Here is a 23367-nt window from a genome sequence, read left to right as displayed (position 1 = left end):
GGCCGCACATCCGGTTAGCCTCACCCCCATGATTCGCTCCGCCACCCCCGCCGACGTCCCCGTCATCCACGCCCTGGTCCGTGAACTGGCCGAGTACGAGAAAGCCCCGCACGAGGCGCGGGCGACCGAGGAGCAGCTCCGTGAGGCGCTGTTCGGGGAGCGCCCGGCGGCGTTCGCGCACATGGCCGTGGACGAGGGCAGCGGGGAGTGCGTCGGCTTCGCGCTGTGGTTCCTGAACTTCTCCACCTGGCGCGGTGTGCACGGCATCTACCTGGAGGACCTGTACGTCCGCCCGTCCGCCAGGGGCGGCGGGCACGGCCGGGCGCTGCTGACCGAGCTGGCACGCATCTGCGTCCGGAGCGGCTACGAGCGCCTGGAGTGGTCGGTGCTCGACTGGAACCGCCCCGCGATCGGCTTCTACGAGGCCCTCGGCGCGCGCCCGCAGGACGAGTGGACGGTGTACCGGCTCACCGACGGGGCGCTGGCCGAGCTGGGCCGCTCAGCCGACTGACTCGGGCACCGGTGTCTCGGCCGGTGCCCCGTGGCCCGGGGCCCGGGCGGTCACCATCAGGCCCGCCACCAGGCCGGCCAGCAGCATCACGCCCGCCGCCCACCAGATCGCGACCGTGTACCCGTGCACCACGCCCGCCGGGACGACCGCGGCCTTGGAGGCCGGGCCGCGCAGGTGGGCGGTGATGTAGGCGGCGCTGCTGGTGGTGGCGACGGTGTTGAGCAGGGCCGTGCCGATCGAGCCGCCCACCTGCTGGGAGGTGTTGACGGTCGCCGAGGTGACGCCGGCGTCGCGCGGGGCCACACCGGCGGTGGCGGTGGCGAACACCGGCATGAAGGTCAGGCCCATGCCGAGGCCCATCAGGATCAGCGCGGGCAGGATCTCGCCGGTGTAGGCGGAGCCGACGGTCATCCGGGTCAGGAGCAGCAGCCCCGAGGCGGCCAGCAGCATGCCGGGCACCATGAGCAGGCGCGGGGCCACCCGCTGCAGTAGCCGGGCCGATATCTGGGTGGAGCCGATGATGATCGCGGCGGTCAGCGGCAGGAAGGCCAGGCCCGCCCGGACCGGCGAGTAGCCGAGGATGACCTGCAGGTAGTAGGTCATGAACAGGAACAGCCCGAACATGCCGATCACCGCGAGCATCATGGTCAGGAAGCAGCCCGCGCGGTTGCGGTCCCGGATGATGTGCAGCGGCAGCAGCGGGCTCGGCGCGCGGGTCTGCCACCGGACGAACGCGGCGAGCAGCACCGCGCCGGACGCGAACAGGGCGATGACCAGCGGGTCGCTCCAGCCGCGCGGCTCGGCCTCGGCGAAGCCGTAGACGATCGCGACGAGTCCGCCGCAGCCGAGCAGCACGCCGGGTACGTCGAGCCGGGCCTCGCGCTGGCCCGGGCGGTCGTGCAGCAGGGCGAAGGCGCCGAGCACCGCGACGGCGGCGATGGGCACGTTGACGTACAGGCACCAGCGCCAGTTCAGGTACTCGGTGAGCAGGCCGCCGACGATGAACCCGATGGCCGAGCCGCTGCCGGCCAGGGCGCCGTAGATGCCGAAGGCCTTGCCGCGCTCGTGCGGGTCGGTGAACGTCGTGGTCAGCAGGCTCAGCGCGGAGGGCGCGAGCAGGGCGGCGAAGGCGCCCTGGAGGGCGCGGGCGCCGAACAGCATGCCGGAGCTGGTGGCCGCGCCGCCGAGCGCGGAGGCGGCCGCGAAGCCGATGAGCCCGATGACGAAGGTGCGTTTTCGGCCCACGAGGTCGGCGACCCGGCCGCCCAGCAGCAGGAGTCCGCCGAAGGCCAGCGTGTAGGCGGTGATCACCCACTGCCGGTCGGCGTCGGACATGTGCAGGTCGTGCTGGGCGGAGGGCAGCGCGATGTTCACGATGGTCGCGTCCAGGACCACCATCAGCTGGGCGAGGGCGATGACGACCAGGCCCCACCACCGGTGGGGATCGGCCCCGCCGGCGCCTGCGGACGCCGGCGGGGCCTCACCCTTTCGGCCGATATCCATCTGGTCAGAACACCATGAATCGGTGGGTATCGCATCCGCGTGTCCCGGGGTCGTCGCACGGGGCCGGTTCCCGCGGGCCGGCCCTGTTGTCAGTGGCACGGTGCAGCATGGGGGCATGGCGAGGAGAGCGGCGGCCGCGGACGGCACACGGGTGAAGGGCGCGCGGCGGCCGGAGGTGCGGCTGCCGCCCCTGGAGCCCTGGAACGGCGGCGCACTGGAGCCGGACGGCGACTACGACGGTCTCGAGTTCCGGGCGGCGGACCTGGCCGGGCAGGACGGTGCCGGCGCCCGCTTCATGGACTGCGCGCTGACGGACTGCGCGGTGGACGAAGCGGTGCTGCGCCGCGCGCGCGTGCTGGACTCGGTCCTGCGCGGCCTGCGGGGCGTCGGCGCCGACCTCGCCGAGGCCACGTTCCGGGACGTGGAGCTGATCGACCCCCGGCTCGGCGGCACCCAGCTGCACGGGGCCGTGCTGGAGCGGGTCGTGATCCGCGGCGGCAAGATCGACTTCATCAACCTGCGCGAGGCCCGGCTGCGGGACGTCGTCTTCGACTCCTGCGTCCTGGTCGAGCCGGACTTCGCCGGGGCCCGCCTGGAGCGGGTGGAGTTCACCGGCTGCGCCCTGAAGGAGGCCGACTTCGGCGGCGCGACCCTCAAGGACGTCGACCTGCGCGGGGCGGCCCCGCTGGAGATCACCCGGGGCCTGGACCGGCTGGCGGGGGCGGTGATCAGCACGGGGCAGCTGCTGGACCTGGCTCCGGTGCTGGCGGGCGAGCTGGGGATCAGGGTGGAGGACTGAGGGCTCAGGCCACGCGGGGGAAGCGGGCCTGCAGCGTCCAGATCGCCGGGTTCTCCGACAGGTCCTCGTGCAGATCGCTCAGGTCGGCGATCAGGTCGTGCAGGAAGTCGCGGGACTCCCGGCGCAGTTCGGCGTGGGAGAAGGACAGCGGAGCCTCCTCGGCCGGCATCCAGTCGGCCTCGATGTCCACCCAGCCGAAACGGCGCTCGAAGAGCATCCGGTCGGTGGACTCGGTGAAGTCCAGCTCCGCCTGCTGCGGCCGGGAGGCACGCGAGCCCATCGGGTCCCGGTCCAGCCGCTCCACGATGTCGCACAGCGCCCAGGCGAAGTCCAGCACCGGCACCCATCCCCAGGCTGTGGACAGCTCGCGGTCCGATTTCGTGTCCGCGAGATAGACGTCCCCGCAGAACAGGTCGTGCCGCAGCGCGTGGACGTCCGCGCGGCGGTAGTCGGTCTGCGGCGGGTCAGGGAAGCGGTTGGAGAGGGCGTAGCCGATGTCGAGCACGCAGGAGATGGTGTCACGCCCGGCCAACGCGCCCCCGCTCCGGTGCGCGCCGCCGCCGTACGATCGCTGACATGTCCAGATCCGCACGCCTTGTCCCGGCCGTCGCCGGCCTCCTCGCGCTCGCCCTCACCGGCACCGCGTGCGACGGCGGCGTCCACGGCACCCCGGGCGGCTCGGGCGTGCACGACCCGTACTTCCCGAAGGCGGGCAACGGCGGCTACGACGTCACCCACTACGCCCTGGCCCTCGACTACACCCCTGACACCCGCCGGCTCACCGGACGGGCCGTGATCACCGCCCGCGCCACCCAGGACCTGACCGCCTTCGACCTCGATCTCGACGGGCTGGACGTCGGCTCGGTCACCGTCGACGGCAGGGACGCCCGCTGGAACCGCGCCGGCCAGGAACTCACCGTCCGCCCCCACGACGACCTCCGCGACGGCGAGACCTTCACCGCCACCGTCCGCTACTCCGGCACCCCGCGGACCCTCACCGACCCCGACGGCTCCGAGGAGGGCTGGCTGCCCACCGCCGACGGCGCGCTCGGCCTCGGCGAGCCGGTCGGTTCGATGGCCTGGTTCCCCGGCAATCACCATCCCTCGGACAAGGCCGCCTACGACATCAAGGTCACCGTCCCCGAGGGCCTGCAGGCCGTCTCCAACGGGGAGCCGGCCGGCCGGACCAGCAAGGGCGGCCGGACGACGTACTCCTGGCACACCGCCGAGCCCATGGCGAGCTACGTGGCCACCGTCGCCGTCGGCCACTACGACATCGGCCGCGGCACCGGGCCGCACGGGCTGCCCGTGCTCACCGCCGTCGACCCCGCGCAGGCCAAGGCGAGCAAGGACGTCCTGGCGAAGATCCCGGAGATCCTCGACTGGGAGGAGAAGAACTTCGGGCCGTACCCCTTCTCCTCCGCCGGAGCGGTCGTCGACCGCCCGGGGGACGCCCAGTACGCGCTGGAGACGCAGACCCGTCCCGTCTTCCCCGGCGCCCCCGACACCGGCACGCTCGTCCACGAACTCGCCCACCAGTGGTACGGCGACTCGGTCACCCCGAGGAGCTGGCGGGACATGTGGCTCAACGAGGGCTTCGCGACGTACGCGGAGTGGCTGTACCAGGAGGACCACGGCGGCAGGAGCGCCCAGCAGACCTTCACCGACCTGTACGACGGCGACGACGACGCCGTCTGGGACTTCCCGCCGGCCAGGCCGGCCGGCGCCGCGCACATCTCCGGCAGCCCCGTCTACGAGCGCGGCGCCATGGTGCTGCAGAAGATCCGCCGGAAGGTCGGCGACGACACCTTCCACGACATCCTCGAGGGCTGGGCCGCCGCCCACCGCCACGGCACCGCCGACACCGCCCAGTTCACCGCGTTCGTGGAGAGGAAGGCCCCGGACGAGGACTTCGGCGGGATCTGGAAGGACTGGCTCTACGGAGACGGCAAGCCGGACCGCCCGTGACGGACGGCCCGGCTGCCGAAGACCCGCTGCGCGGGACTAGTTGACGTTGACGGCCTTCCAGGCCGCCGCCACCGCGTTGTACTCCGCGCTGCCCGAGCCGTACAGGGCGGCCGCCGCCTGCAGGGTGCCGCTGCGGGCGCCCGCGTAGTTGGTGGTCGAGGTGAAGTACGTGCTCAGGGCCTTGTACCAGATCTGGATCGCCTTGTCCCGGCCGATCCCGGTGACCGTGGAGCCGTCGTACGTCGGGGAGTTGTAGGACACCCCGTTGACCGTCTTCGCGCCGCTGCCCTCCGACAGCAGGTAGAAGAAGTGGTTGGCGACACCGGACGAGTAGTGCACGTCCAGGCGGCCGACGGACTTCGACCAGTAGTCGGCGGAGCCGCCGTCCTTGCTGGGCTTGTCCATGTAGCGCAGCGGGGTGCCGTTGCCGTTGATGTCGATCTTCTCGCCGATGAGGTAGTCACCGGGGTCGGAGGAGTTGTTCGCGAAGAACTCCACCGCGGTGCCGAAGATGTCGCTGGTGGCCTCGTTCAGGCCGCCGGACTCGCCCCGGTAGTTGAGCTTCGCCGTGGCCGCGGTCAGACCGTGGCTCATCTCGTGGCCGGCCACGTCGAGCGAGGTCAGCGGGTCGGCGTTGTTGGTGCCGTCGCCGTACGTCATGCAGAAGCAGCTGTCGTCCCAGAAGGCGTTGACGTAGGCGTTGCCGTAGTGGACGCGGGAGTAGGCGGCCCTGCCGTCGCCCGCGATGCCGTTGCGGTTGAACGCGGACTTGTAGAAGTCCCAGGTGACGGCGGCGCCGTAGGCGGCGTCCACGGCGGCGGTCTGGCGGTTGGAGACGGTGCCGTTGCCCCAGGCGTCGTCGGCGTCGTGGAAGAGGGCACCGGTGCCGCTGGTGCCGCCGTTCAGGTCGTAGGTCTTGTGACCGCCGCGGCCGCCGTCGGTCAGGTCGTAGCCGCCGGAGGCGGAAGCGGTGGTGCCGATGGTGACCGTGCCGCTGTACTGGCTGGTGCCCGTGCCGGTGTCGACCGCCTCGTAGGAGTAGATCTTCTTGCCGGTCCGCGCGTCGGTGATGACGTGCAGTGCGCTCGGGGTGCCGTCGTGCTGGACGCCCTTGACGACGGACTCGTAGGCGAGGACCGGCTTGGCACCGGCCGCCCAGACCACCTTGCGGGAGGACGAGGCGGTGGCCTTCGCGGTGTCCGCGGCCTTGACGGCGGTCTTCTTCGCGCTCGTGGCGGAGACGGCGGCCGTGGTGGTCGGCACGGATATGCGGGCCTTGGCCGCCTTGCTCACGCCCTTGAGCGTGCCGTTCTTCGCCACGTGGGTGACCAGGTCGCCGCCGAGCACGGGAAGACCCGCGTACGTGCGCTCGTAACGGGTGTGGACGGTGCCGTTCGCGTCCTTGACCACGTCCCGGACGACCAGCTTCTCCTTGGCGCCCAGCCCGAGTTCGTGAGCCGCGGCACCGGCGTGCCGCTGAGCCGCCTCGATGGCGGCGGCGCGGGCCGGAGCGCTGAACGGGACGGCCGTGGCGCCGGGGGTGTGCGTGGGGGCGGCGGTGGCGGAACCGTTCTGCAGCGCGAGGACGACCATCGCCGCGGAGCCGGCCAGCGCGGCGGCGCGCATCGCGGTCCTGCGGGAGGCGCGGGGGTGCTGAGTCACTCGTTCTCCTTATGGCTGGCCTCCGGTGGGGCCGGAGACACAGTTGGGGCACAGGGGACGTACAAGCTGCGGCGGGTGCGGAGAGAGTGACACCGGCGAGGCTCTGTTTGACAGAGCGCCGACAAAACTTTACGTGTTGTTATCCGAATGCCGTGCCCCGGGAACCGTTATCCGGACGGACGTCGAGCGCTCAACTCATCATCCATCAAGCGGATTTGAGGCCTTCCGCGTCACACCTCGCGGTCCGGGCGGTCCACCGCGCCCTCGGCCTCCCACATGTCCAGCATGCGGGCAAGGCCGGGCGGCCAGACCGGCTCCGGCTCCTCGGCCAGTTCCCGCCTGCTCCACCAGCGCCAGGTGAGGATTCCGTCGGCGGCGTGCGCGGCGGCCAGATCGGGGCCGGACGGCTCGCGGTGCGGGCCGTGGGTGACGTAGACGTGCTCGTGCTGGTGCACGGGGACGCGGGTGTGTGTGAAGTCGTGTTCCCAGGTGCACAGCAGCGGGCCCGGCAGCAGGTCGGTCCAGCCGGTCTCCTCGGCCAGTTCCCGCAGGGCGCCCTCGCGCGGGGTCTCGCCCGGCTCCAGCCCGCCGCCGGGCAGCGCCCAGTGGACGCCGACCTCGACGTTGTCGTACCGGAAGAGCAGCACCGCGCCGTCGGGGTCCACGACGGCGACCCGGGCGGCCTGCCGGGGTGTCCGCAGCACCTTGCGCAGCACGGCGCAGGGGCGGCCGAGGGCGTGGTCGGGGCGGTGGTCGACGACCTCGTAGCCGAGGGCGGTCCAGAAGGCCAGCGCCCCGGGGTTGTTGTCGAGGACGGCGAGGCGCACGGCCCGGCGGCCGGCGGCCCGGAAGCGCTCCTCCACAGCCGTGGCGACCCGGCGGCCGTGGCCCCTGCCCTGTTCGGCCGAGTCCACCATCAGCAGCCCGATCCACGGATCGGGATCGGCCGGGTCGGGGTGGTGGGCCAGTGTGATCACGACGGCGACCAGACGCCCCTCGGACCGGGCCAGCAGCACCTCGGCGTCCGGCTGGGCCAGCTCGTCGGCCAGCGCCGCCGCCACCTGCTCGCCCCGGATGTCGTCCGGGTCGGGGAAGTCGCCGCTGAGCGCGTGAAACGCGCGGTTGGAGGCGTAGAGCGCCGTCAGTTCGGTGAGCAGCGGGGCCGGGAGGTCATGATCGGCGGTGAGGGCGAGGGGTTCGAGGATCACCCGGGCAACGTATCGCGCGGGGTGGCGGCGCCTTCGCCGGATTTCCGGGTGCCCGCGTGCGGGGGCGGGAGGGCCCCGGCCGACGGGCCGGGGGCTCCCGCTCCACGAGCGGTGCGTCAGACGTTCACACCGAAGTCCTGGGCGATGCCCACCAGGCCCGAGGCGTACCCCTGGCCCACCGCGCGGAACTTCCACTCCGCGCCGTTGCGGTACAGCTCGCCGAAGACCATGGCCGTCTCGGTGGCGGCGTCCTCGGAGAGGTCGTAGCGGGCGATCTCCGCGCCGCCGGCCTGGTTGACGATGCGGATGTAGGCGTTGCGGACCTGGCCGAAGTTCTGGCCGCGGTTCTCGGCGTCGTAGATGGAGACCGGGAAGACGATCTTGTCGACGTCGGCCGGGAGCGCGGCCAGGTTGACGTTGATCGCCTCGTCGTCGCCGGCGCCCTCGCCGGTGCGGTTGTCACCCGTGTGGACGATGGAGTTGTCCGGCGTCTGCTTGTTGTTGAAGAAGACGAAGTGGGCGTCCGAGTAGACCTTGCCCTGCGTGTTGACCGCGATGGCGGAGGCGTCCAGGTCGAAGTCCGTGCCGGTGGTGGTGCGGACGTCCCAGCCGAGGCCCACGGTGACGGCGGTCAGGCCCGGAGCCTCCTTGGTGAGCGAGACGTTGCCACCCTTGGACAGGCTTACAGCCATGATTGGGAGTCCCTTCCCTAGTTATTCGTGCGCATCTGTGCCGACGAAGCTACCGTCACCGGGGAGAACGTCGAGGGGGGTACCGGTGGTTCCGGGTCCCTTTACCTTTTTTACCCATGTGGCCGTCACCGGCGAAAACCGCGTGACGTGGGACGGGTCGAGCCGGGAACATGGGAGGCATGTCCGGTCCCCATGTCATCCGCGGTTCGGTCTCGCTGCCCGAGGCCGAGCTGATGTGGCGTTTCTCGAGGTCCTCCGGGCCGGGCGGCCAGCACGTCAACACCAGCGACTCCCAGGTCGAGCTGCGCTTCGACCTGGCGCGCACCGAGGCGCTGCCGCCGGTGTGGAAGGAGCGGGCGCTGGGCCGGCTGGCCGGGCGGCTGGTGGACGGGGTGGTCGTCGTACGGTCCTCCGAGCACCGCTCCCAGTGGCGCAACCGCGAGGCCGCCGCCGTACGCCTCGCCGCCCTCCTCGCCGAGGCCACCGCGCCCCCGCCCAAGCCCCGTCGCCCCACCCGCATCCCCCGCGGCATCAACGAGCGCCGGCTGCGCGAGAAGAAGCAGCGCTCGGACCGCAAGCGCGGCCGCTCCGGGCGGGACTGGACGTGAGGAAGTGCCTCTCAACCGATCAACGTGCGGCGCGGTGAGCGGACCGATCCGGACAGAGGGCGCTCGGCGCTCTTCCTTGCGCTCAGCACGACCATCAACGTGCCCAGGCAGTACAGGACGGCCGCACCGGAAGTGATCAGGCTCGCCGCGATCGAGTTTGCATTGGGCGCGGCCGCCGCGGCAATGGCCGCGACCGCGTTGGTCCGGCGGATGCCACGTAGGTGCTTGCCCGCGTAGACATGCAGCGGCTCGGCTCTGTCGTGGTGGTTGCCGTCCCTGGTGACGTCCACCGTGGCCACGACGGAGGCGATGACGGTGCCGAGGACGAGCACCAGGGTCGTGCCTGCGACCAGGAGCAGCAGGGCCAGTGCCGACAGCACCATGCAGAGCTGAGCCGTGCGCGTCGCGTCTTTGAAGTCGCGGTCTGGCAGACGGTAGCCGAGATCGACTTTGATGCGGGCCGCGGTCTCTTCCTCGGGGCGCTCGACCTCGACGTCGAATTGCTGCAGAGCGGAGTTGGACAGGCCGGTCTGCACGGGTACCAGATGGACTCCTTCCGCATCCGGGGCGAAGGCGGGAACCAGACCATCCGGGGCGACGAATTGCAGTCGGTTTCGCACCTGCAGGGGAAGCGTGAGAGAGACCGAGACGACCACCCGGCCCAGGCCGTCCCGTCGTGTGGCGCAGTCCTCCTCGTAGTCGTAGGTCACCTCGGAGGGCAGCCCCGGATAGACGTCCAGCAGAGCGACGACGGGCGTATAGCGCATCACGTCCGCGACGCGGTCCCTAAGGATCTCCTCCACGTCGTCCGACTGCCGGGTGCGCTGCAGCAGGTCGGTCAGTTCGTCGTTCCCGCCATACCAACCGATGGAACTCAGCCGTCGGGACAGCTCGGCGCGCCCCGAAGCGCCGGAAGCCTGCTCACCAGCGTCCACGAGGCGGCCGAGGCCCTGGGCCAGAGTGCGTGCGGCTTCGTGTGCCCGTAGCACGTCGACCGGCCGGGTGCCGCGCTCGCTGAGGCGGAGATTGTCGAGCTGCTCCCATTGGTTCCTCGGCAGAACATCGGCAAGAACCAGGCTCCGGCCGGTCCGGTCCTCGGTTGCCAGCCTGGTGGTCACGTGGTGGACCGCCACCTTGCTCGAGGCCAGTTCGACGCGCTGGACACGGGTCCTGATGGTTCTCGACGGGTGGGCCAAGTCCTCCAGGAGACGCAGTTCACCGCCCAGAACCGGTACTCCGCGCGGATCGACCGCGGCGGTGGCATCAGGGGCGACCAGCGCCGTCAGCGGTGTGACCGGGGTCGGTCGTTCCGTGTAGTGGACGACCAGGTCGCGGGCGAGTAGCACGAGCCGAGTGGCCGCCGGGTTCGCGGGCGTGCCGTACCGGGTCAGGAGGTCGTTCAGCAGGACCACCGTGGCGTGGTCGACGTGGGCCGGGGCGTTCAGGATCTGTGCGACCGCCTTGATGATGCCGGCCAGCTCTTGGTCGCCGGTCGCGTCGGAAGCGGTGGCCACCTCGGCCGCAGCCCGGCCGGCGGCCTCGGCGCACCCGGCCACGAGTGCGCCGTGTGAGAACGCCGCGAGCCGCTCGGTCGCCAGAGCCGGGCGGAAGGCTGCCAGGTGCCGGATCTCGTGCACGTACCAGGTGAGCCTGTCTGTGCGCAGCGGCTCCAAGGGCTGGTGGTAATAGGCGACCGCGATCCGGTGGGCCTGCCGGTACAGCGCCGGCCTCTCGGTTCGCATGCGGTCGTACAGGGCGGCCCGCAGGACGGAGCGAATGCCGTACTGCTCCCCGCCCGCGGACCCCAGAAGCGGAACCCGGTCCTTCACCACGAAAGGAGACGCGGTCACCTGCTCCGGTGTCACCCCGACGCCGAGGTCGGCGGCTGTGTGAGCGGTGAGACCCGCGGTGAACCACTGGTGCACGGCGAGCGCCTGCAACAGTGTGGCCTGGTCCGAGGGCAGTTCGTCGAAGCGGGCCAGTGCCTGCCGGACGACGGATTCCTGTGTCATGGCCTCAGCCGTCCCTGCCGTCGTGATCGTCGGTCCCGCCGCTGGGCCGATTGCCGTCCGGGCGCGCGGGGACGGGCTCCTCCGGCTCCATGTGGTAGGCGAAGAACTCGGCCAGCAGTCCCGGCACGCCACCGTGCGTCCGCTGGATGGCCACGGCCTTGTCCCGGAGGCTGGCGAACCCGAGCGCTTCGATCCAGTCGTGCACAGCGTCCACGTCGAACGGTGGCAGCACAAGCGTGTGCACGGCTCCGGAGTACGGTCGGGACAGGCGAGGGGTCTCTCGTCCGGCGACGAAGACGCTCACCTCGCGCCGGGTCAGCAGGTTGGGTAGCAGCCTGCGCCCCAGCCAGTCCCGCATCGGCTGGGCGCACGCCTCGAACGCGTCGAGGCAGATCACCGGCCTGCGGGTGTCGCCGATCAGGTTGTCCAGCAGGGCATCGCTCAGCGCGTCGGTCCGCAGGCTTCGATCCTCGGCCTGCGCGAGCAGCTGTATCGCCGAGTTCCGGACCCGTACGTTGGTGAAGCTGACCTGCGTGGACGCCGACTGCTCCGCGAATCGGTCACGGGTGGTGCGATAGCTGGGCACGTCGACCCGCTGGCCTCGCGCCTGCATCGCCAGTGCCTCGAGCACCTCATGCTCCGTGGTCATACGTGACAGATCGACGAAGTAGACGCCGTCCGCCCTGTGCCGCTCGTAGATTTCGAACAGCAGGGACGACTTGCCGATGTCCTCCGGTCCCTCGAAGAACAGTGCCTGGCGTTCCTCGTCCCGCTGTGCGTCCCGAGCCGTGAGGCGCGCCGCTTGTGCCAACTGATCGGCACGATCGATGTGCCGGTGATCCTCCGCCGGTTCGGGCACCCGTTCTCCCCGCCGCTCTGTCCGATTCGTTCCGCCGAACCCTCACGTCCTCAGGGTCACGCCGCCGTCATGGCGTGTTCTGGCCAGGGGAGGGGGGCTCGGTGCCCGTACGGGTGGGTGCGGCCGTGCCGTCGTCCGGGAGGATCTCCAGGGTTGTGTCCGTGAACCGGGTTCTCTTGAAGGACGTTCTGGCGCTCTTCACGATCCGCATCACGGATCGCTTGGACTTGAAGCCGTCCGTCTGCATGGTCTGGTCCGTGAGCGGCGCGGCCTCCTCGCCTCCTTCCACGCCGGCGCGTACGCCCAGCCCCTGGAAATTCGCGCTCTTCAGCGATCCGCGCCGTAGACCGAGAACGATCAGCGCGAGCACAACGACCACGATGATGCCTATGACGATCAGTTGGCTGGTACTCAGGTCCGCCATCGTCAACGTGTCTCCCCCCCCGGGACCGTCGCGTTTCTGACGGCCTGTGAGAACAATTCCACAAATGAGCGTCGCTGTGGAGGAGTTGTGAAGATTTACCTGTCTTTTAGGTCGAGGTTAGGCGGGCGCGGACCGTCCCGAGGTGTGTTGCTCTGGATAGGCCGTCAGCCCAAGTGCCGGTAGCGCCCGCGGTAGTACATCAGCGGGCCGCCCTCCGCGCCCGGTGCGCGCGCGGTCAGTACCCGGCCGATGACGAGGGTGTGGTCGCCGGCCGTCACCCGCTGCTCGGTGCGGCACTCCAGGGCGGCCAGCGCGCCGTCCACCAGCGGTGCGCCGGTGATCTCGCCGCGCACCCGCGGCAGGTCCTGGAAGAGCAGCCGGTCGCTGATGCGGCCCTTCATGGCGAAGCGCCCGGCGATGTGGCGCTGCCCCTCGGCGAGCACCGAGACCGCCCACAGCGGCTGTTCGTCGAGCAGGTCGTCCATGCGCGAGCCCGTGCGCAGGCTGACCATCACCAGCGGCGGGTCCAGCGAGACGGACATGAAGGCCGTCGCGGTCATGCCGACGTCCTCGCCACCGGGCGCGTCCGGGTCGTCGGGGTCCAGCGGCGGTTCCTGAGCGGTCACCAGGACCACGCCCGCGGCCAGCCGGGACATGGCGGCCCGGAACTCGTCGTTGCTCACCCCCTCAGCATGCCCGGTGACTGCTGCGGCGGTGGGGGAGGAGGTGTTCAGCACGCCATGAACGCTAATCTCCGCCCCGGACGGGCCGCATCGGGCCCCGGCCCTAGCCGGGTCCTAGGACCGGAGGACCACGAGGTGACGGTTCGTGCATCTTGTGCACACAACGACAAAGCTTGCGTTCAGTAAACGCACAGGGAAAACGCAGAAACTCCACTCAATTGTTCACGTTCCCCTGTGACTTGAGTCACAAGGGACAGATATTGTTGACTCTGTGTACCGAGTGAGCAGCGCGCTGTGATTCAGTGGCTGAAGACCACTGAGAGACGACGGGACGCACGTAAGGAAGCGCCGAAGACAACCCTTGATTCGCTGCGAGGTCTCGGGGGGAGGGCGAGCATGGAGACCGAGTCGGAGCCGTATGTCCGCCTTGCGTCCCTGCGGCAGCTGCACCAGGTCATGGCCGACATGAACACGGCACGCAGCCTGGCGGACACACTGCAGACGGTCGCCGACGGCGCGGTCAGCGCTCTCGGGTACGAGCTGGCGTGCGTCAACCTCGTGCGCCCCGACGGGGACCTCGTCATCGCCGCCTTCTCCGGCAACTCCGCCGCCGAGGCCCTGATCACCGGCCGGGTCGGCTCCCGCGACTCCTGGGACCGGCGGCTGGGCATGGGCGAACAGTGGGGCGACCTCGTGTTCATACCCCACACCGAGGGCTGGGTGCTGGACGACGACGACGTCCCGCAGTGGTACACCGACGGTCCCGCCCCGCGCTTCGAGGACGAGTGGCACCCCTCCGACCGCCTCTTCGCCCCGATGTACACGCCCGGGCCACAGGGCGGCGGCTCCTCGGGCGAGTTGCTCGGCGTCATATCCGTCGACCGGCCGCGCAACGGCCGTCACCCCGGCGCCTGGGGCCGCGAGGCCCTGCAGATGTACGCCTTCCAGGCCGCCATCGCGATCAGCAACGCGCGTCTGCGTTCCAACATGCAGCGGGCCCTGGTCCGCCTCGAGCGCGAGCAGCAGGCACTCAGGGCCAGCGAGGAGAGCTTCCGGCAGGCCTTCGAGTACGCGCCCTCCGGCATGGCCATCGCCGAGATGGGCGGTGACCAGCACGGCCGGATCCTGCGCACCAACGACGCCCTGTGCCGGCTGCTCGGCCGTCCCGCCTCCGCGATGCGCCGCTACTCCTTCTCGGACCTGGTCCACCCCGAGGACATCGGCACGCTGCTCCGGACGTCCGCCGAGGGCGGCCGGGCCGAGCTGCGCCTGGGCCGCCGCGACGGCAGCTACGTCTGGGTGAGCCTGCGCAACAGCGTCGTCGCCGACGCCGCCGACGGGCCCCGCTTCCTGCTGACCCACGTCGAGGACATCGAGGACCGCAAGCGCCGCGAGCTCCAGCTCGCCCACCGCGCCTCCCACGACTCCCTCACCGGCCTGCCGAACTCCGCCGAGCTGCGCTCGCGGCTCTCCGCGCGCCTGTGCCACCGCCCGTCCCACGCCGGAGCCCTGGAGTCCCTGGACGCGGCCTACGGCCACCCCGCCTTCGACGCCCCGCCCGGGCACGGGTTCGACTTCGCGCAGAATGTGGAGGCGTTCGACGGCTACGACCACCACGTCCACACCGTCGCGCCCGAGGACGGCCACGACGACGGCACCAAGGGCCTCGCGGTCCTCTTCTGCGACCTGGACGGCTTCAAGTCGATCAACGACAGGTTCGGCCACAACGCGGGCGACGCGGTGCTCATCGAGGTCGCCCGGCGGCTGACCCGCGGGGTGCGCGACGGCGACACGGTCGCCCGGCTCGGCGGCGACGAGTTCGTGATCCTCGCCGACGGCCTCGGCAAGGCCGACGCCCAGGACCTCGCCGTACGTCTGCGCAACGAGATCATCCAGCCCATCCGCGCCGAGGACCGGGCCGTCCGGGTGGGCGCGAGTTTCGGCATCGGCTGGGCCCACTGCGGCATGACCGCGGACGAAGTGCTGAAGTCCGCCGACGAACGGATGTACGTAGAGAAACGATCTCGTCCCAAACAGCACCGGCGTGCCGGATGAATCGCAGGTCAGTGAGCTGATGCGATACGGGTCACCCGTTTGGCTCAGTCGGAGCGGGTAGGCTCGCCATTCCACACCCGTATCGCATCCACCCGCACCTGTTGAGGAGTACCAAGGGATGACGCCCGGCGACAACGGCGCGAGCACGCCCGAGGACGACGACCCGTTCGGCTACCTCTACGCCGACGGCCAGGCCCGAGGAGCCCAGCCGCCGTCGGGTGGCTACGGCTATCCGAACTCGGTCAGCAGAGTGCGCGCGGTCGGCGAGCGCCAGTACGCCCCGCAGGCCGCCCCGTACGGCCAGCAGCAGCCCACGGTCCCGCAGCAGGGTGCCTACGGCCAGCCGAGCGCCCACTACCAGGCCCCGGAGACGCTGCCCGGCGGTGCACCGACGAGCAGGCAGTCCATGCCGCCCGCCGGCGGTGGCGGCGGGCGCCGCGGCCCGAACACCAAGGGCCTGCTGATCGGCGCGATCGCCGTGGTCGCCGCGGTCGTCATCGGCATCGGTGTGGCGATGATCAACGGCAACACGGACGACGACAAGTCGGGCAACCAGGCGGACGCCTCCCCGACCCAGTCTCAGAGCAGCAGGCCCAGCCCGTCGAACAGCGCCTCGGCACCGGCCGGCGAACTGCCGAAGACGGACGCCGCCGGCCTCCAGCTCGCCGGCAACGCCGCCAAGGCCTCCGACGTCAAGGGTGCCCAGGCGGCGGGCGGCACCTATGTGGGCGGCCTGAACAGCGTCGGGTCCTCGGTCACCTGGACGTTCGACAACGTTCCCGAGCAGGGGGCCTACACCCTCTTCGCGCACTTCAGCGTGGTCGGCGAGGACCAGGCGATGACGGTCACCGTCAACGGCAAGCCGTTCGGCAGCAAGCTGCCGCTGAAGAACTACACGCACACCAGCGACGGTGACTTCTCCAAGGGCTGGACCACGACGTTCGTGTGGCCCACCCTCGAGAAGGGCCACAACACGGTTGCCATCTCCTGCCAGCCCGGCGACAAGTGCGACGCTCTGCTGGACCAGCTCTGGATCAAGAAGGGCCAGGTCAAGAGCTAGGGTCTCTTGGCCGGATCAGGCCGGATCAGGCCGGACCAGGGAGCGGGGTCCGGGCCCCTCGGGGTCCGGACCCTCACGCCGCGCTGACCACTCCGGTCACCGCGACCCGCTCCAGCAGCTCCTCGTAGGTGCCGGGGTCGAACTCGCCCGCGCCGGGCGCCCGTACCGTCGCCGCCGACAGCGCCGCCGCCCGGGCCAGCCGCTCCGGCCAGGGCAGTCGCTCCACGAGCCCCGACAGCAGGGCCGCCACCGCCGAGTCGCCCGCGCCCGTCGGGTTGCCGTGGACGCGGGCGGGCGGGGCGGCGCGCCAGCGGCCCTCGGGGGTGGCCGCGAGCAGGCCTTCCGGGCCGAGGGAGGCGACCACCGCGTGGGCGCCGCGTCGGCGGGCGTCCTGGGTGGCGCGCAACGGCTCGTGGGAGCCGGTGAGTTCGGCCAGTTCCTCGGAGTTGGGCTTGATGATGTCGGGCCGGGCCGCCACCCCGCGGCGCAGCGGCTCCCCGCCGGCGTCCAGCAGCACGGGGACGCCGTGGGCGCGGGCCGCGCGTATCAGCCCCGCGTACGCGCCCACCGGCACGCCCGGCGGGAGGCTGCCGGACAGGGCCACCGCCGAGGCACGGCCGAGCAGTTCCGCGTACCGGTCCTGGAAGGCCGCCCATTCGGCCGGGGCTATCTGCGGGCCCGGCTCGTTGAGCTGGGTGGTGTCGCCGGTCCGCTCGTCCACGACGGCGACCGTGCGCCGGGTGGCCCCGCCGATGGGCACCAGCGCGTCCGTCACCCGGGGCGTGTCCGCGAGGTGTTCGCGCAGGACCCGGCCGGTGGCGCCGCCCGCGAAGCCGGTGGCCGTCACCTCGTGGCCGAGGGCGGCCAGGACCCGGGCCACGTTCACGCCCTTGCCGCCCGGCCGTTCGAGGACCTGGGAGACCCGGTGCGAGGTGTGCGGCCGCAGCGACCGTACGCGGTAGGTGATGTCGAGAGCGGTGTTCAGTGTGACCGTGAGGATCACCAGGTCCGACCTCCCTCGAAGTCCGTCGTGCCATCGGTTTGCGGGGACCCGATCATGCCAAAGAGACGGCGGCCGGCCCAGTGCGAGGGTCGGTCACCGTCTCTCGACGCCGGAACGGATCAGGGCAGTTGGGGCGCGGCGACCCATTCCCCCTGGCGCAGCACGCCCTTGAGGTCGAAGTCCGCGTCCAGCAGCACCAGGTCGGCGTCCTTGCCGGCCTCCAGGGAGCCGATGCGGTCGGACAGGCCCAGCAGGCGGGCCGGGTTCACGGACAGGGCGGTGACGGCGTCCGGCACCGGCAGCCCGTCGACCGTCACCGCCCGCTTGAACGCGCGGTCCAGGGTCAGCGTGGAGCCGGCGATCGAACCGCCGTGCACCAGCCGGGCCACGCCCTCGCTGACCTCGACCTCCAGCGGGCCGAGCATGTAGCGGCCGTCGCCGATGCCGGCCGCGTCCATCGCGTCGGTGATGAACGCGACCCGGTCCGCGCCCGCGTGACGGAACGCCAGCTCCAGCGCGGCGGGATGCAGATGGGTGCCGTCGTTGATCAGCTCGACGGTGACCCGCTCGTCCTGGAGCAGGGCGGCGATGGGGCCGGGGGAGCGGTGGCCCAGGGTGGGCATGGCGTTGAAGAGGTGGGTGGCGACCGTGGCGCCCGCGTCGATGGCCGCGACGGTCTGCTCGTAGGTGGCGTCCGTGTGCCCGACGGCCGCGATCACCCCGTGCTCGGCGAGCAGCCGCACCGACTCGATGCCGCCCGGCAGTTCCGTGGCGAGCGTGACCATCCTCGCCCGGCCGCGCCCGGCGTCGATCAGCTTGCGCACCTCGGCCGGCTCCGGGTCGCGCAGCAGTTCCTCGGAGTGCGCGCCCTTGCGGCACGGCGAGATGAACGGTCCCTCGAAGTGGATGCCCGCGATGTCCCCCTGCTCGGCCAGCTCGCTCAGCAGCCCGGCCTGCCGGACCAGCAGGTCCATCTCGTCGGTGACGGTGGAGGCGACCAGCGTGGTGGTGCCGTGCCGCCGGTGGGTGCGGACGGCGGTGAGGATCTCCTCGGCCGTGCCGGAGAAGGACGCCCCGCCGCCGCCGTGGTTGTGGATGTCCACGAAGCCCGGGACCAGCCAGTGACCGCTCACGTCGATCACCTCGGCACCGGACGGGGCCGCGGCGCCCCCGGTGTCCGGCGCGCCGGCCGCGGTGATCCTCGTGCCCTCCACGGTCACGCGTCCGTCGTCCACCACCCCGGTGGGCAGCACCACCCGAGCACCTGCGAGAACCAAGCTGGGAGCCATCAGGCGGTTACCTCCGAGGGGTCGGTCGTGGGGCCGGTGGAGTCGAGGAGATCCCGGGCGAGAAGTCCCGCGCCCAGGCAGCCGGCGGTGTCGCCGAGGGCGGCGGGGACGATGGACGGCAGTTTCTGGAAGGTGACCCGGCGCCGGACGGCGTCCCGCAGCGGCTGGAACAACACTTCCCCCGCCTCGGCCAGACCGCCACCGATGATCAGCGTGCGCGGGTCCAGCAGGGTGAGCGCGGTGACCAGCCCGTCGGCCAGCGCGTCCACCGCCTCCTGCCACACCCGGACGGCGTTCGGGTCACCGGACGCGACGGCCTTGGCGCAGTCGGCCGCGTCGGCCTCCGGGTCCCCGCAGGCCGCGGCCCATGCCTCGCTGACGGCGGACGCGGAGGCGTACCGCTCCAGGCAGCCGTGCTGGGCGCAGGGGCACGGGGTGCCCCCGGGCCGTACGACGATGTGCCCGATCTCGCCGGCGAAGCCGTGCGCGCCCGCCTCCACCCGGCCGTCCACGCCGATGGCGCCGGCGATCCCGGTGCCCAGCGGTACGAACAGGAACCGGTCGGCGCCCTTGCCCGCGCCGATCCGTCCCTCGGCGAGTCCGCCGGTGCGCACGTCGTGGCCGAGCGCCACCGGGACGCCGAGCCGCTCGGCGAGCAGGGCGCGCAGGGGTACGTCACGCCAGCCGAGGTTGGCGGCGTACACGGCGATCCCGTGCTCGTCGTCGACGATGCCGGGGACCGCGATGCCGGCCGCCGCGGCCGGCTCGCCGTAGGTCTCGACGCCGTACGCGCGCAGTTCGGCGGCGAAGCCGAGGATCGTCCCGACCACCGCGTCCGGCCCGCGCTCGCGTCCCGTCGCCCGGCGGGCGCGGTGCAGCAGCTCGCCGTCGTCTCCGACGAGGGCGGCCTTCATCCCGGTACCGCCCACGTCCAGGGCGATGACATGTCTCACGGGGGACAGTGTGGCCCCCTGACCCACAAGAGGTCTAGTCCACTCACGTGGTGTAGACCTTATGTGTCCACATATTGAACGGTCAGACAGCAGGGTTGGGGCTTTGAGGGTGCGTCGGCGTACGGCAGGAACGATCGCGGTGGTGTCCGCACTGGGCATGACGGCGGTCCTCGGCGGCTGCGGGAGCACGGACTCCTCCGACGTGACCCTCAGACTCGTCGCCGCCGACTACGGCGACTCGGCGGCGAACGGCTCCAAGAAGTACTGGGACGAGCTGGCCAAGGAGTACGAGGCCGAGCACGGGGTGAAGGTCGAGGTCAGCGTCTACTCCTGGAACGACGTCGACCGCAAGGTCAAGGAGATGGTCGACGCCGGGCACGCCCCCGACCTGGCCCAGATCGGCGCCTACGCCGACTACGCGGCCGCAGGCAAGCTGTACCAGGCCTCCGACCTGCTCTCCATACGCACCCAGGCCGACTTCCCCGCCGCGCTCTCCGACGCCGGCCAGTGGAAGCACGTGCAGTACGGCATCCCCTTCGCGGCCTCCACCCGGGTGCTCTTCTACAACAAGACCCTGTTCAGCCAGGCCGGCATCACCCCGCCCACCACCTGGGACGAGCTGGCGGCCGACGCCCGCGCGCTCAAGGACAAGGGCGTGAAGTACCCCTACGCGCTGCCGCTCGGCCCCGAGGAGGCCCAGGCCGAGACCATGCAGTGGCTGCTGGGCGGCGGCGACGGCTACACCGACGACATCGGCGCCTACAGCATCGACTCCGCGAAGAACGTGGAGACCTTCACCTGGCTCAAGGACGACCTGGTCGGCAAGGGCCTGACCGGCCCGGTCGCACCCGGCAGGCTGAACCGCGCGGACGCCTTCACCGCCTTCACGAACGGCCAGGTCGGCATGCTCAACGGCCACCCCACGCTGATCCGGCAGGCCGTCAAGAAGGGCGTGAAGTTCGGCACGGTCCCGATGCCGGGCCGCACCGGCCGGACCAAGGCCTCCATGGGCGTCGCCGACTGGATGATGGGCTTCCGGCAGAACGGGCACGCCCGCGAGATCGGTGACTTCCTCGACTTCGTCTACGAGAAGAAGAACGTGCTCGCCTTCTCCCGCGAGTACGGGCTGCTGCCGGTGACCGACTCCGCGTCCCGCGCCATGTCCGGCTCGGACGCGGCCGGTGACAAGGTCCTGCGTCCCTTCCTCGACGAACTCCCGCTCTCCCAGCTCTACCCGGTCGGCAAGACCTCGTGGGCCTCGGTCAGCGCGGCCGTGAAGAAGAACATCGGCCAGGCGGTCACGCCCGGCGGCAGCCCCGCCGACGTGCTGTCCCGGCTCCAGTCGACGGCGTCGGCCGCGGACAGCGCCGACGTCAACTGACCGGCTGTCGGTGCCCGGCGCTACGGTTGGCCGCATGGAGGAACTGGGCAGCCGCGAACAGGCCATCCTCGCGCTGGAGCGCCGGGGCTTCGCCGGCCCCGGCGCGAAGGAACGGGCCGTCCGCGAGGAACTGGGCCTCGCCCCGGTGCGCTACTACCAGCTCCTCAACGCCCTCCTGGACGACGCCCGGGCGCTCGCCGCGGACCCGGTCACGGTGAACCGCCTGCGCCGGGTGCGGGAGGCCCGCCGCGAGGAGCGCTGAACCGCCGGCCCGGACCGGGGGGAACGCTCCAGGAGTGACCCGGGCCCGCGCCGGATACTGTCCCTGTATGGACCTCCTGCCGACCCCGGCGACCCAGGCGGGCCGCGACGGACTGCACACGCTGCTGGCCAAGCCCCGCGCGGCGGTGATCGGCCTCGACTTCGACGGCACCCTCGCCCCGATCGTCGCCGACCCCGAGCAGGCCCGCGCCCACCCGGACGCCGTTCCCGCGCTCGCCGCGCTCGCCCCCGAGGTGGCCTCCGTCGCCGTGGTCACCGGCCGGCCCGCCGAGGTCGCCGTGCGGTACGGCGGCTTCGCGGACGTGCCCGGCCTGGAACACCTCACCGTCCTCGGCCACTACGGCGCCGAGCGCTGGGACGCCGCGACCGGCGAGATCACCGCGCCCCCGCCGCACCCGGGTGTGGCCGCGGTCCGCGCCGAACTGCCCGGGCTGCTGGAGCGCGCCGGCGCCGGGCACGGCACCTGGACCGAGGACAAGGGCCGGGCCGTCGCCGTGCACACCCGCCGCGCCGACGACCCCCAGGCCGCCTTCGAGGCCCTGCGCGGGCCCCTCACCGAACTCGCCGCCCGGCACGGCCTGATCGTCGAACCCGGCCGGCTGGTCCTGGAACTGCGCCCGCCCGGCATGGACAAGGGCGTCGCCCTCCTCGACCACGTCCGCCGCACCGCCGCCGGGTCCGTCCTCTACGCGGGCGACGACCTGGGCGACCTGCCCGCCTTCGCGGCCGTCGGGGAACTCCGCGCCGAGGGCGTCCCCGGCCTGCTGGTCTGCAGCGGCAGCACCGAGGTCACGGAACTGGCCGAACGGGCGGACCTGGTGGTCGACGGCCCGGAGGGGGTCGTCGCGCTCCTGCGCGCCCTGGCGGCCAGGCTCGGCTGACGCAGGCCCGCCGGACCCTCAGCCGGTCAGCGCGCCGAGCTGGTCCAGGAACCACTGCGCCGGCGGCAGCGCGGTGGCGGCGGCGGCCAGCCGCTTGGACCGCTCCGCCCGCTCGCCCTGGGGCAGGCCCAGCGCGGTGTGCAGCGCGTCCGCCGTCCCCACGACGTCGTACGGGTTGACCACGATCGCGTCCTCGCCCAGCTCCTCGTACGCCCCGGCCTCGCGCGACAGCACCAGCGCGCACCCCTCGTCGGAGACGACCGGCACCTCCTTGGCGACCAGGTTCATGCCGTCCCGGATCGGGTTGACCAGGGCCACGTCCGCGAGCCGGTAGGCGGCCAGGGAGCGGGCGAAGTCGTCCTTCACGTGCAGCACCACCGGCGTCCAGCCGGGCGTCCCGTAACGGGAGTTGATCTCGTCCGCGACCCGTTGCACCTCGGCCGTGTAGTCGCGGTAGACCGCGAGGTCCTGCCGCGAGGGGTAGGCGAAGGCGATGTGCACCACCCGCTCGCGCCACTCCGGGTGGCCCTCCAGGAGCTGCCGGTACGCCAGCAGTCCGCGCACGATGTTCTTGGACAGCTCGGTGCGGTCCACCCGGACGATGGTCCGGCGCCCCTCGCCGATCTCCGCGCGCAGGGCCGTCATCCGCTCGTCCACGTCCGGCCGGTGCGCCCGCTCGCGCAGGAAGTCCGCGTCCGCGCCGAGCCCGTGCACCCCGATCCGGGTCCCGGACGGGATGCCGGGGCCGAGCACCGCGTGGCAGCAGTCCGTGAACGCGTCCGCCCAGCGCCTGGTCAGGAACGCCGCCCGGTCCGCGCCGAGGATGCCGGTCAGCAGCTCGGCGGCGATGTCGTCGGGCAGCAGCCGGAAGTAGTCCGGCGGGGCCCACGGGGTGTGCGAGAAGTGGCCGATGCGCAGGTCGGGACGGAGCTGCCGGAGCATCCGCGGGGCGAGGGCCAGGTGGTAGTCCTGGATGAGCACCGCGGCACCCTCGGCCGCCTCCTGCGCCAGCGCCTCGGCGAACGCCCGGTTGTACGCCTGGTACGAGGCCCACTGGCGGCGGAACTCCGCGTCGAGGACCGGCTCCAGCGGGGTCTGGTACAGCATGTGGTGGACGAACCAGAGCACCGAGTTGGCGATGCCGTTGTAGGCGTCGGCGAACACGGTCGCGTCGATGTCGAGCATCCGCACCCGCTGCTCGCCGGTGTCCTCGGCCGGCAGCAGACCCCCGCCCGCCCGCCGTACCGCCTCCCGGTCGCCGTCGCCGAGCGCGGCGCAGACCCAGACCGCGTTGTGGTCCGGCCCGATGGCCGAAAGACCCGAGACCAGCCCGCCCCCGCCCCGTCTGGCGCTCAGCGAGCCGTCCTCGAGCACCTCGTACGAAACCGGGCCGCGGTTGGACGCGACCAGCACCTCAGCACCCTGCGTGGCAGCCATGATTCTCAACCTAGCCCGGCCCGGAAACGCTCAAACGTACGCTCCGCCCCGGAAGGGGGCTGTATACGGCCGTTCTTCCGCGTCCACCGCACCGCGG

General features: G+C 71.8%; 22 protein-coding genes. 9 read left to right on the top strand and 13 right to left on the bottom strand.

Annotated elements, in window-relative coordinates:
* Positions 1-28: 28 nt before the first annotated feature.
* Entirely contained in the window at positions 29-511 is a 483-nt protein-coding gene (locus ABZ478_RS14260) for a GNAT family N-acetyltransferase (protein WP_359548729.1), read from the top strand.
* Here the strand turns inward: ABZ478_RS14260 and ABZ478_RS14255 are convergent.
* On the bottom strand, positions 500-2014 hold the full coding sequence (locus ABZ478_RS14255; RefSeq protein WP_359548727.1) for a DHA2 family efflux MFS transporter permease subunit: 1515 nt from the start codon (positions 2012-2014) through the stop codon (positions 500-502). The two genes, ABZ478_RS14260 and ABZ478_RS14255, sit on opposite strands and share 12 nt — an antisense overlap.
* 115 nt (positions 2015-2129) lie before the next feature.
* On the opposite strand from ABZ478_RS14255, the gene ABZ478_RS14250 reads away from it, so the two are divergent.
* Positions 2130-2813 carry a pentapeptide repeat-containing protein gene (locus ABZ478_RS14250; protein WP_359548725.1) on the top strand — a complete coding sequence of 228 codons (684 nt, stop codon included), beginning with the start codon at positions 2130-2132 and terminating at the stop codon, positions 2811-2813.
* 4 nt (positions 2814-2817) lie between these two features.
* On the opposite strand, the gene ABZ478_RS14245 is transcribed toward ABZ478_RS14250, so the two are convergent.
* The gene (locus ABZ478_RS14245) at positions 2818-3318 is read right to left on the bottom strand and encodes a hypothetical protein (protein WP_358930938.1); all 501 of its coding nucleotides are present in this window, start codon (positions 3316-3318) and stop codon (positions 2818-2820) included.
* 71 nt (positions 3319-3389) lie between these two features.
* Between ABZ478_RS14245 and ABZ478_RS14240 the strand changes: the two genes are divergently transcribed.
* Positions 3390-4781, top strand: coding sequence for a M1 family metallopeptidase (locus ABZ478_RS14240; protein ID WP_359548722.1), 1392 nt, complete (start codon positions 3390-3392; stop codon positions 4779-4781).
* Between the two features lie 36 nt (positions 4782-4817).
* Here the strand turns inward: ABZ478_RS14240 and ABZ478_RS14235 are convergent, their stop codons facing one another.
* From ABZ478_RS14235 to ABZ478_RS14225, 3 genes are all read right to left on the bottom strand, one after another.
* The gene (locus ABZ478_RS14235; RefSeq protein ID WP_359548992.1) at positions 4818-6407 is read right to left on the bottom strand and encodes a M4 family metallopeptidase; all 1590 of its coding nucleotides are present in this window, start codon (positions 6405-6407) and stop codon (positions 4818-4820) included.
* A gap of 266 nt (positions 6408-6673) precedes the next feature.
* On the bottom strand, positions 6674-7651 hold the full coding sequence (locus ABZ478_RS14230) for a bifunctional GNAT family N-acetyltransferase/NUDIX hydrolase (RefSeq protein WP_359548719.1): 978 nt from the start codon (positions 7649-7651) through the stop codon (positions 6674-6676).
* A gap of 116 nt (positions 7652-7767) precedes the next feature.
* Positions 7768-8343 (bottom strand): TerD family protein, encoded by a 576-nt coding sequence (locus ABZ478_RS14225; protein ID WP_061918604.1) that lies wholly within the window; start codon positions 8341-8343, stop codon positions 7768-7770.
* 170 nt (positions 8344-8513) lie between these two features.
* On the opposite strand from ABZ478_RS14225, the gene arfB reads away from it, so the two are divergent.
* The gene (arfB, locus tag ABZ478_RS14220; RefSeq protein WP_359548716.1) at positions 8514-8951 is read left to right on the top strand and encodes an alternative ribosome rescue aminoacyl-tRNA hydrolase ArfB; all 438 of its coding nucleotides are present in this window, start codon (positions 8514-8516) and stop codon (positions 8949-8951) included.
* Between the two features lie 11 nt (positions 8952-8962).
* Here arfB and ABZ478_RS14215 read toward each other — a convergent pair whose 3' ends face one another.
* The 4 genes from ABZ478_RS14215 to ABZ478_RS14200 form a co-directional block, all read right to left on the bottom strand.
* Positions 8963-10963: a hypothetical protein gene (locus ABZ478_RS14215; protein ID WP_359548713.1), complete on the bottom strand. Its 2001-nt coding sequence runs from the start codon at positions 10961-10963 to the stop codon at positions 8963-8965.
* Positions 10964-10967: 4 nt separating this feature from the next.
* Positions 10968-11822: a hypothetical protein gene (locus ABZ478_RS14210; protein ID WP_359548711.1), complete on the bottom strand. Its 855-nt coding sequence runs from the start codon at positions 11820-11822 to the stop codon at positions 10968-10970.
* 67 nt (positions 11823-11889) lie between these two features.
* Positions 11890-12246 carry a hypothetical protein gene (locus tag ABZ478_RS14205; protein ID WP_359548709.1) on the bottom strand — a complete coding sequence of 119 codons (357 nt, stop codon included), beginning with the start codon at positions 12244-12246 and terminating at the stop codon, positions 11890-11892.
* A gap of 164 nt (positions 12247-12410) precedes the next feature.
* On the bottom strand, positions 12411-12980 hold the full coding sequence (locus tag ABZ478_RS14200; protein WP_359548989.1) for a flavin reductase family protein: 570 nt from the start codon (positions 12978-12980) through the stop codon (positions 12411-12413).
* A 345-nt stretch (positions 12981-13325) separates the two neighbouring features.
* Here ABZ478_RS14200 and cdgB point away from each other — a divergent pair, with 345 nt between their 5' ends.
* Entirely contained in the window at positions 13326-14984 is a 1659-nt protein-coding gene (gene cdgB / locus ABZ478_RS14195) for a diguanylate cyclase CdgB (RefSeq protein ID WP_359548707.1), read from the top strand.
* A 118-nt stretch (positions 14985-15102) separates the two neighbouring features.
* Entirely contained in the window at positions 15103-16044 is a 942-nt protein-coding gene (locus ABZ478_RS14190; RefSeq protein ID WP_359548704.1) for a carbohydrate-binding protein, read from the top strand.
* A gap of 73 nt (positions 16045-16117) precedes the next feature.
* Here ABZ478_RS14190 and ABZ478_RS14185 read toward each other — a convergent pair whose 3' ends face one another.
* The 3 genes from ABZ478_RS14185 to ABZ478_RS14175 all read right to left on the bottom strand — a co-directional run bounded on the left by ABZ478_RS14185 (position 16118) and on the right by ABZ478_RS14175 (position 19289).
* Positions 16118-17047, bottom strand: a complete 930-nt coding sequence (locus ABZ478_RS14185; protein WP_359548702.1) for a 1-phosphofructokinase family hexose kinase — start codon at positions 17045-17047, stop codon at positions 16118-16120.
* A 119-nt stretch (positions 17048-17166) separates the two neighbouring features.
* Entirely contained in the window at positions 17167-18336 is a 1170-nt protein-coding gene (nagA, locus tag ABZ478_RS14180) for an N-acetylglucosamine-6-phosphate deacetylase (RefSeq protein WP_359548700.1), read from the bottom strand.
* Positions 18336-19289 carry an ROK family protein gene (locus ABZ478_RS14175; RefSeq protein WP_359548698.1) on the bottom strand — a complete coding sequence of 318 codons (954 nt, stop codon included), beginning with the start codon at positions 19287-19289 and terminating at the stop codon, positions 18336-18338. Before ABZ478_RS14175 ends, nagA begins: the two co-directional genes overlap by 1 nt.
* Positions 19290-19428: 139 nt before the next feature.
* Between ABZ478_RS14175 and ABZ478_RS14170 the strand changes: the two genes are divergently transcribed.
* The 3 genes from ABZ478_RS14170 (at position 19429) to otsB (ending at position 21833) form a co-directional block, all read left to right on the top strand.
* On the top strand, positions 19429-20670 hold the full coding sequence (locus ABZ478_RS14170; protein ID WP_359548696.1) for an extracellular solute-binding protein: 1242 nt from the start codon (positions 19429-19431) through the stop codon (positions 20668-20670).
* 34 nt (positions 20671-20704) lie between these two features.
* A complete protein-coding gene (locus tag ABZ478_RS14165) occupies positions 20705-20932 on the top strand; it encodes a DUF3263 domain-containing protein (protein WP_359548693.1) in 228 nt (75 codons plus the stop codon).
* A gap of 67 nt (positions 20933-20999) precedes the next feature.
* Positions 21000-21833 carry a trehalose-phosphatase gene (gene otsB / locus ABZ478_RS14160; protein ID WP_359548690.1) on the top strand — a complete coding sequence of 278 codons (834 nt, stop codon included), beginning with the start codon at positions 21000-21002 and terminating at the stop codon, positions 21831-21833.
* A gap of 18 nt (positions 21834-21851) precedes the next feature.
* Here the strand turns inward: otsB and ABZ478_RS14155 are convergent, their stop codons facing one another.
* Positions 21852-23270, bottom strand: a complete 1419-nt coding sequence (locus ABZ478_RS14155; RefSeq protein WP_359548687.1) for a trehalose-6-phosphate synthase — start codon at positions 23268-23270, stop codon at positions 21852-21854.
* Positions 23271-23367: the final 97 nt, after the last annotated feature.

The sequence above is a fragment of the Streptomyces sp. NPDC005706 genome (genome assembly GCF_040631045.1).
GTDB lineage: Bacteria > Actinomycetota > Actinomycetes > Streptomycetales > Streptomycetaceae > Streptomyces.
Note: the sequence above shows the minus strand (reverse complement) of the source record. Positions and strands in the feature narration are given on the sequence as shown.

What these genes read in the sequence shown, in the direction of transcription:
- ABZ478_RS14260 (WP_359548729.1), top strand. Translation starts at nt 29, where the DNA reads ATGATTCGCTCCGCCACCCCCGCCGACGTCCCCGTCATCCACGCCCTG.
- ABZ478_RS14255 (WP_359548727.1), bottom strand. Translation starts at nt 2,014, where the DNA reads ATGGATATCGGCCGAAAGGGTGAGGCCCCGCCGGCGTCCGCAGGCGCC.
- ABZ478_RS14250 (WP_359548725.1), top strand. Translation starts at nt 2,130, where the DNA reads ATGGCGAGGAGAGCGGCGGCCGCGGACGGCACACGGGTGAAGGGCGCG.
- ABZ478_RS14240 (WP_359548722.1), top strand. Translation starts at nt 3,390, where the DNA reads ATGTCCAGATCCGCACGCCTTGTCCCGGCCGTCGCCGGCCTCCTCGCG.
- ABZ478_RS14235 (WP_359548992.1), bottom strand. Translation starts at nt 6,407, where the DNA reads ATGCGCGCCGCCGCGCTGGCCGGCTCCGCGGCGATGGTCGTCCTCGCG.
- ABZ478_RS14225 (WP_061918604.1), bottom strand. Translation starts at nt 8,343, where the DNA reads ATGGCTGTAAGCCTGTCCAAGGGTGGCAACGTCTCGCTCACCAAGGAG.
- arfB (WP_359548716.1), top strand. Translation starts at nt 8,514, where the DNA reads ATGGGAGGCATGTCCGGTCCCCATGTCATCCGCGGTTCGGTCTCGCTG.
- ABZ478_RS14215 (WP_359548713.1), bottom strand. Translation starts at nt 10,963, where the DNA reads ATGACACAGGAATCCGTCGTCCGGCAGGCACTGGCCCGCTTCGACGAA.
- ABZ478_RS14205 (WP_359548709.1), bottom strand. Translation starts at nt 12,246, where the DNA reads ATGGCGGACCTGAGTACCAGCCAACTGATCGTCATAGGCATCATCGTG.
- cdgB (WP_359548707.1), top strand. Translation starts at nt 13,326, where the DNA reads ATGGAGACCGAGTCGGAGCCGTATGTCCGCCTTGCGTCCCTGCGGCAG.
- ABZ478_RS14190 (WP_359548704.1), top strand. Translation starts at nt 15,103, where the DNA reads ATGACGCCCGGCGACAACGGCGCGAGCACGCCCGAGGACGACGACCCG.
- nagA (WP_359548700.1), bottom strand. Translation starts at nt 18,336, where the DNA reads ATGGCTCCCAGCTTGGTTCTCGCAGGTGCTCGGGTGGTGCTGCCCACC.
- ABZ478_RS14165 (WP_359548693.1), top strand. Translation starts at nt 20,705, where the DNA reads ATGGAGGAACTGGGCAGCCGCGAACAGGCCATCCTCGCGCTGGAGCGC.
- otsB (WP_359548690.1), top strand. Translation starts at nt 21,000, where the DNA reads ATGGACCTCCTGCCGACCCCGGCGACCCAGGCGGGCCGCGACGGACTG.
- ABZ478_RS14155 (WP_359548687.1), bottom strand. Translation starts at nt 23,270, where the DNA reads ATGGCTGCCACGCAGGGTGCTGAGGTGCTGGTCGCGTCCAACCGCGGC.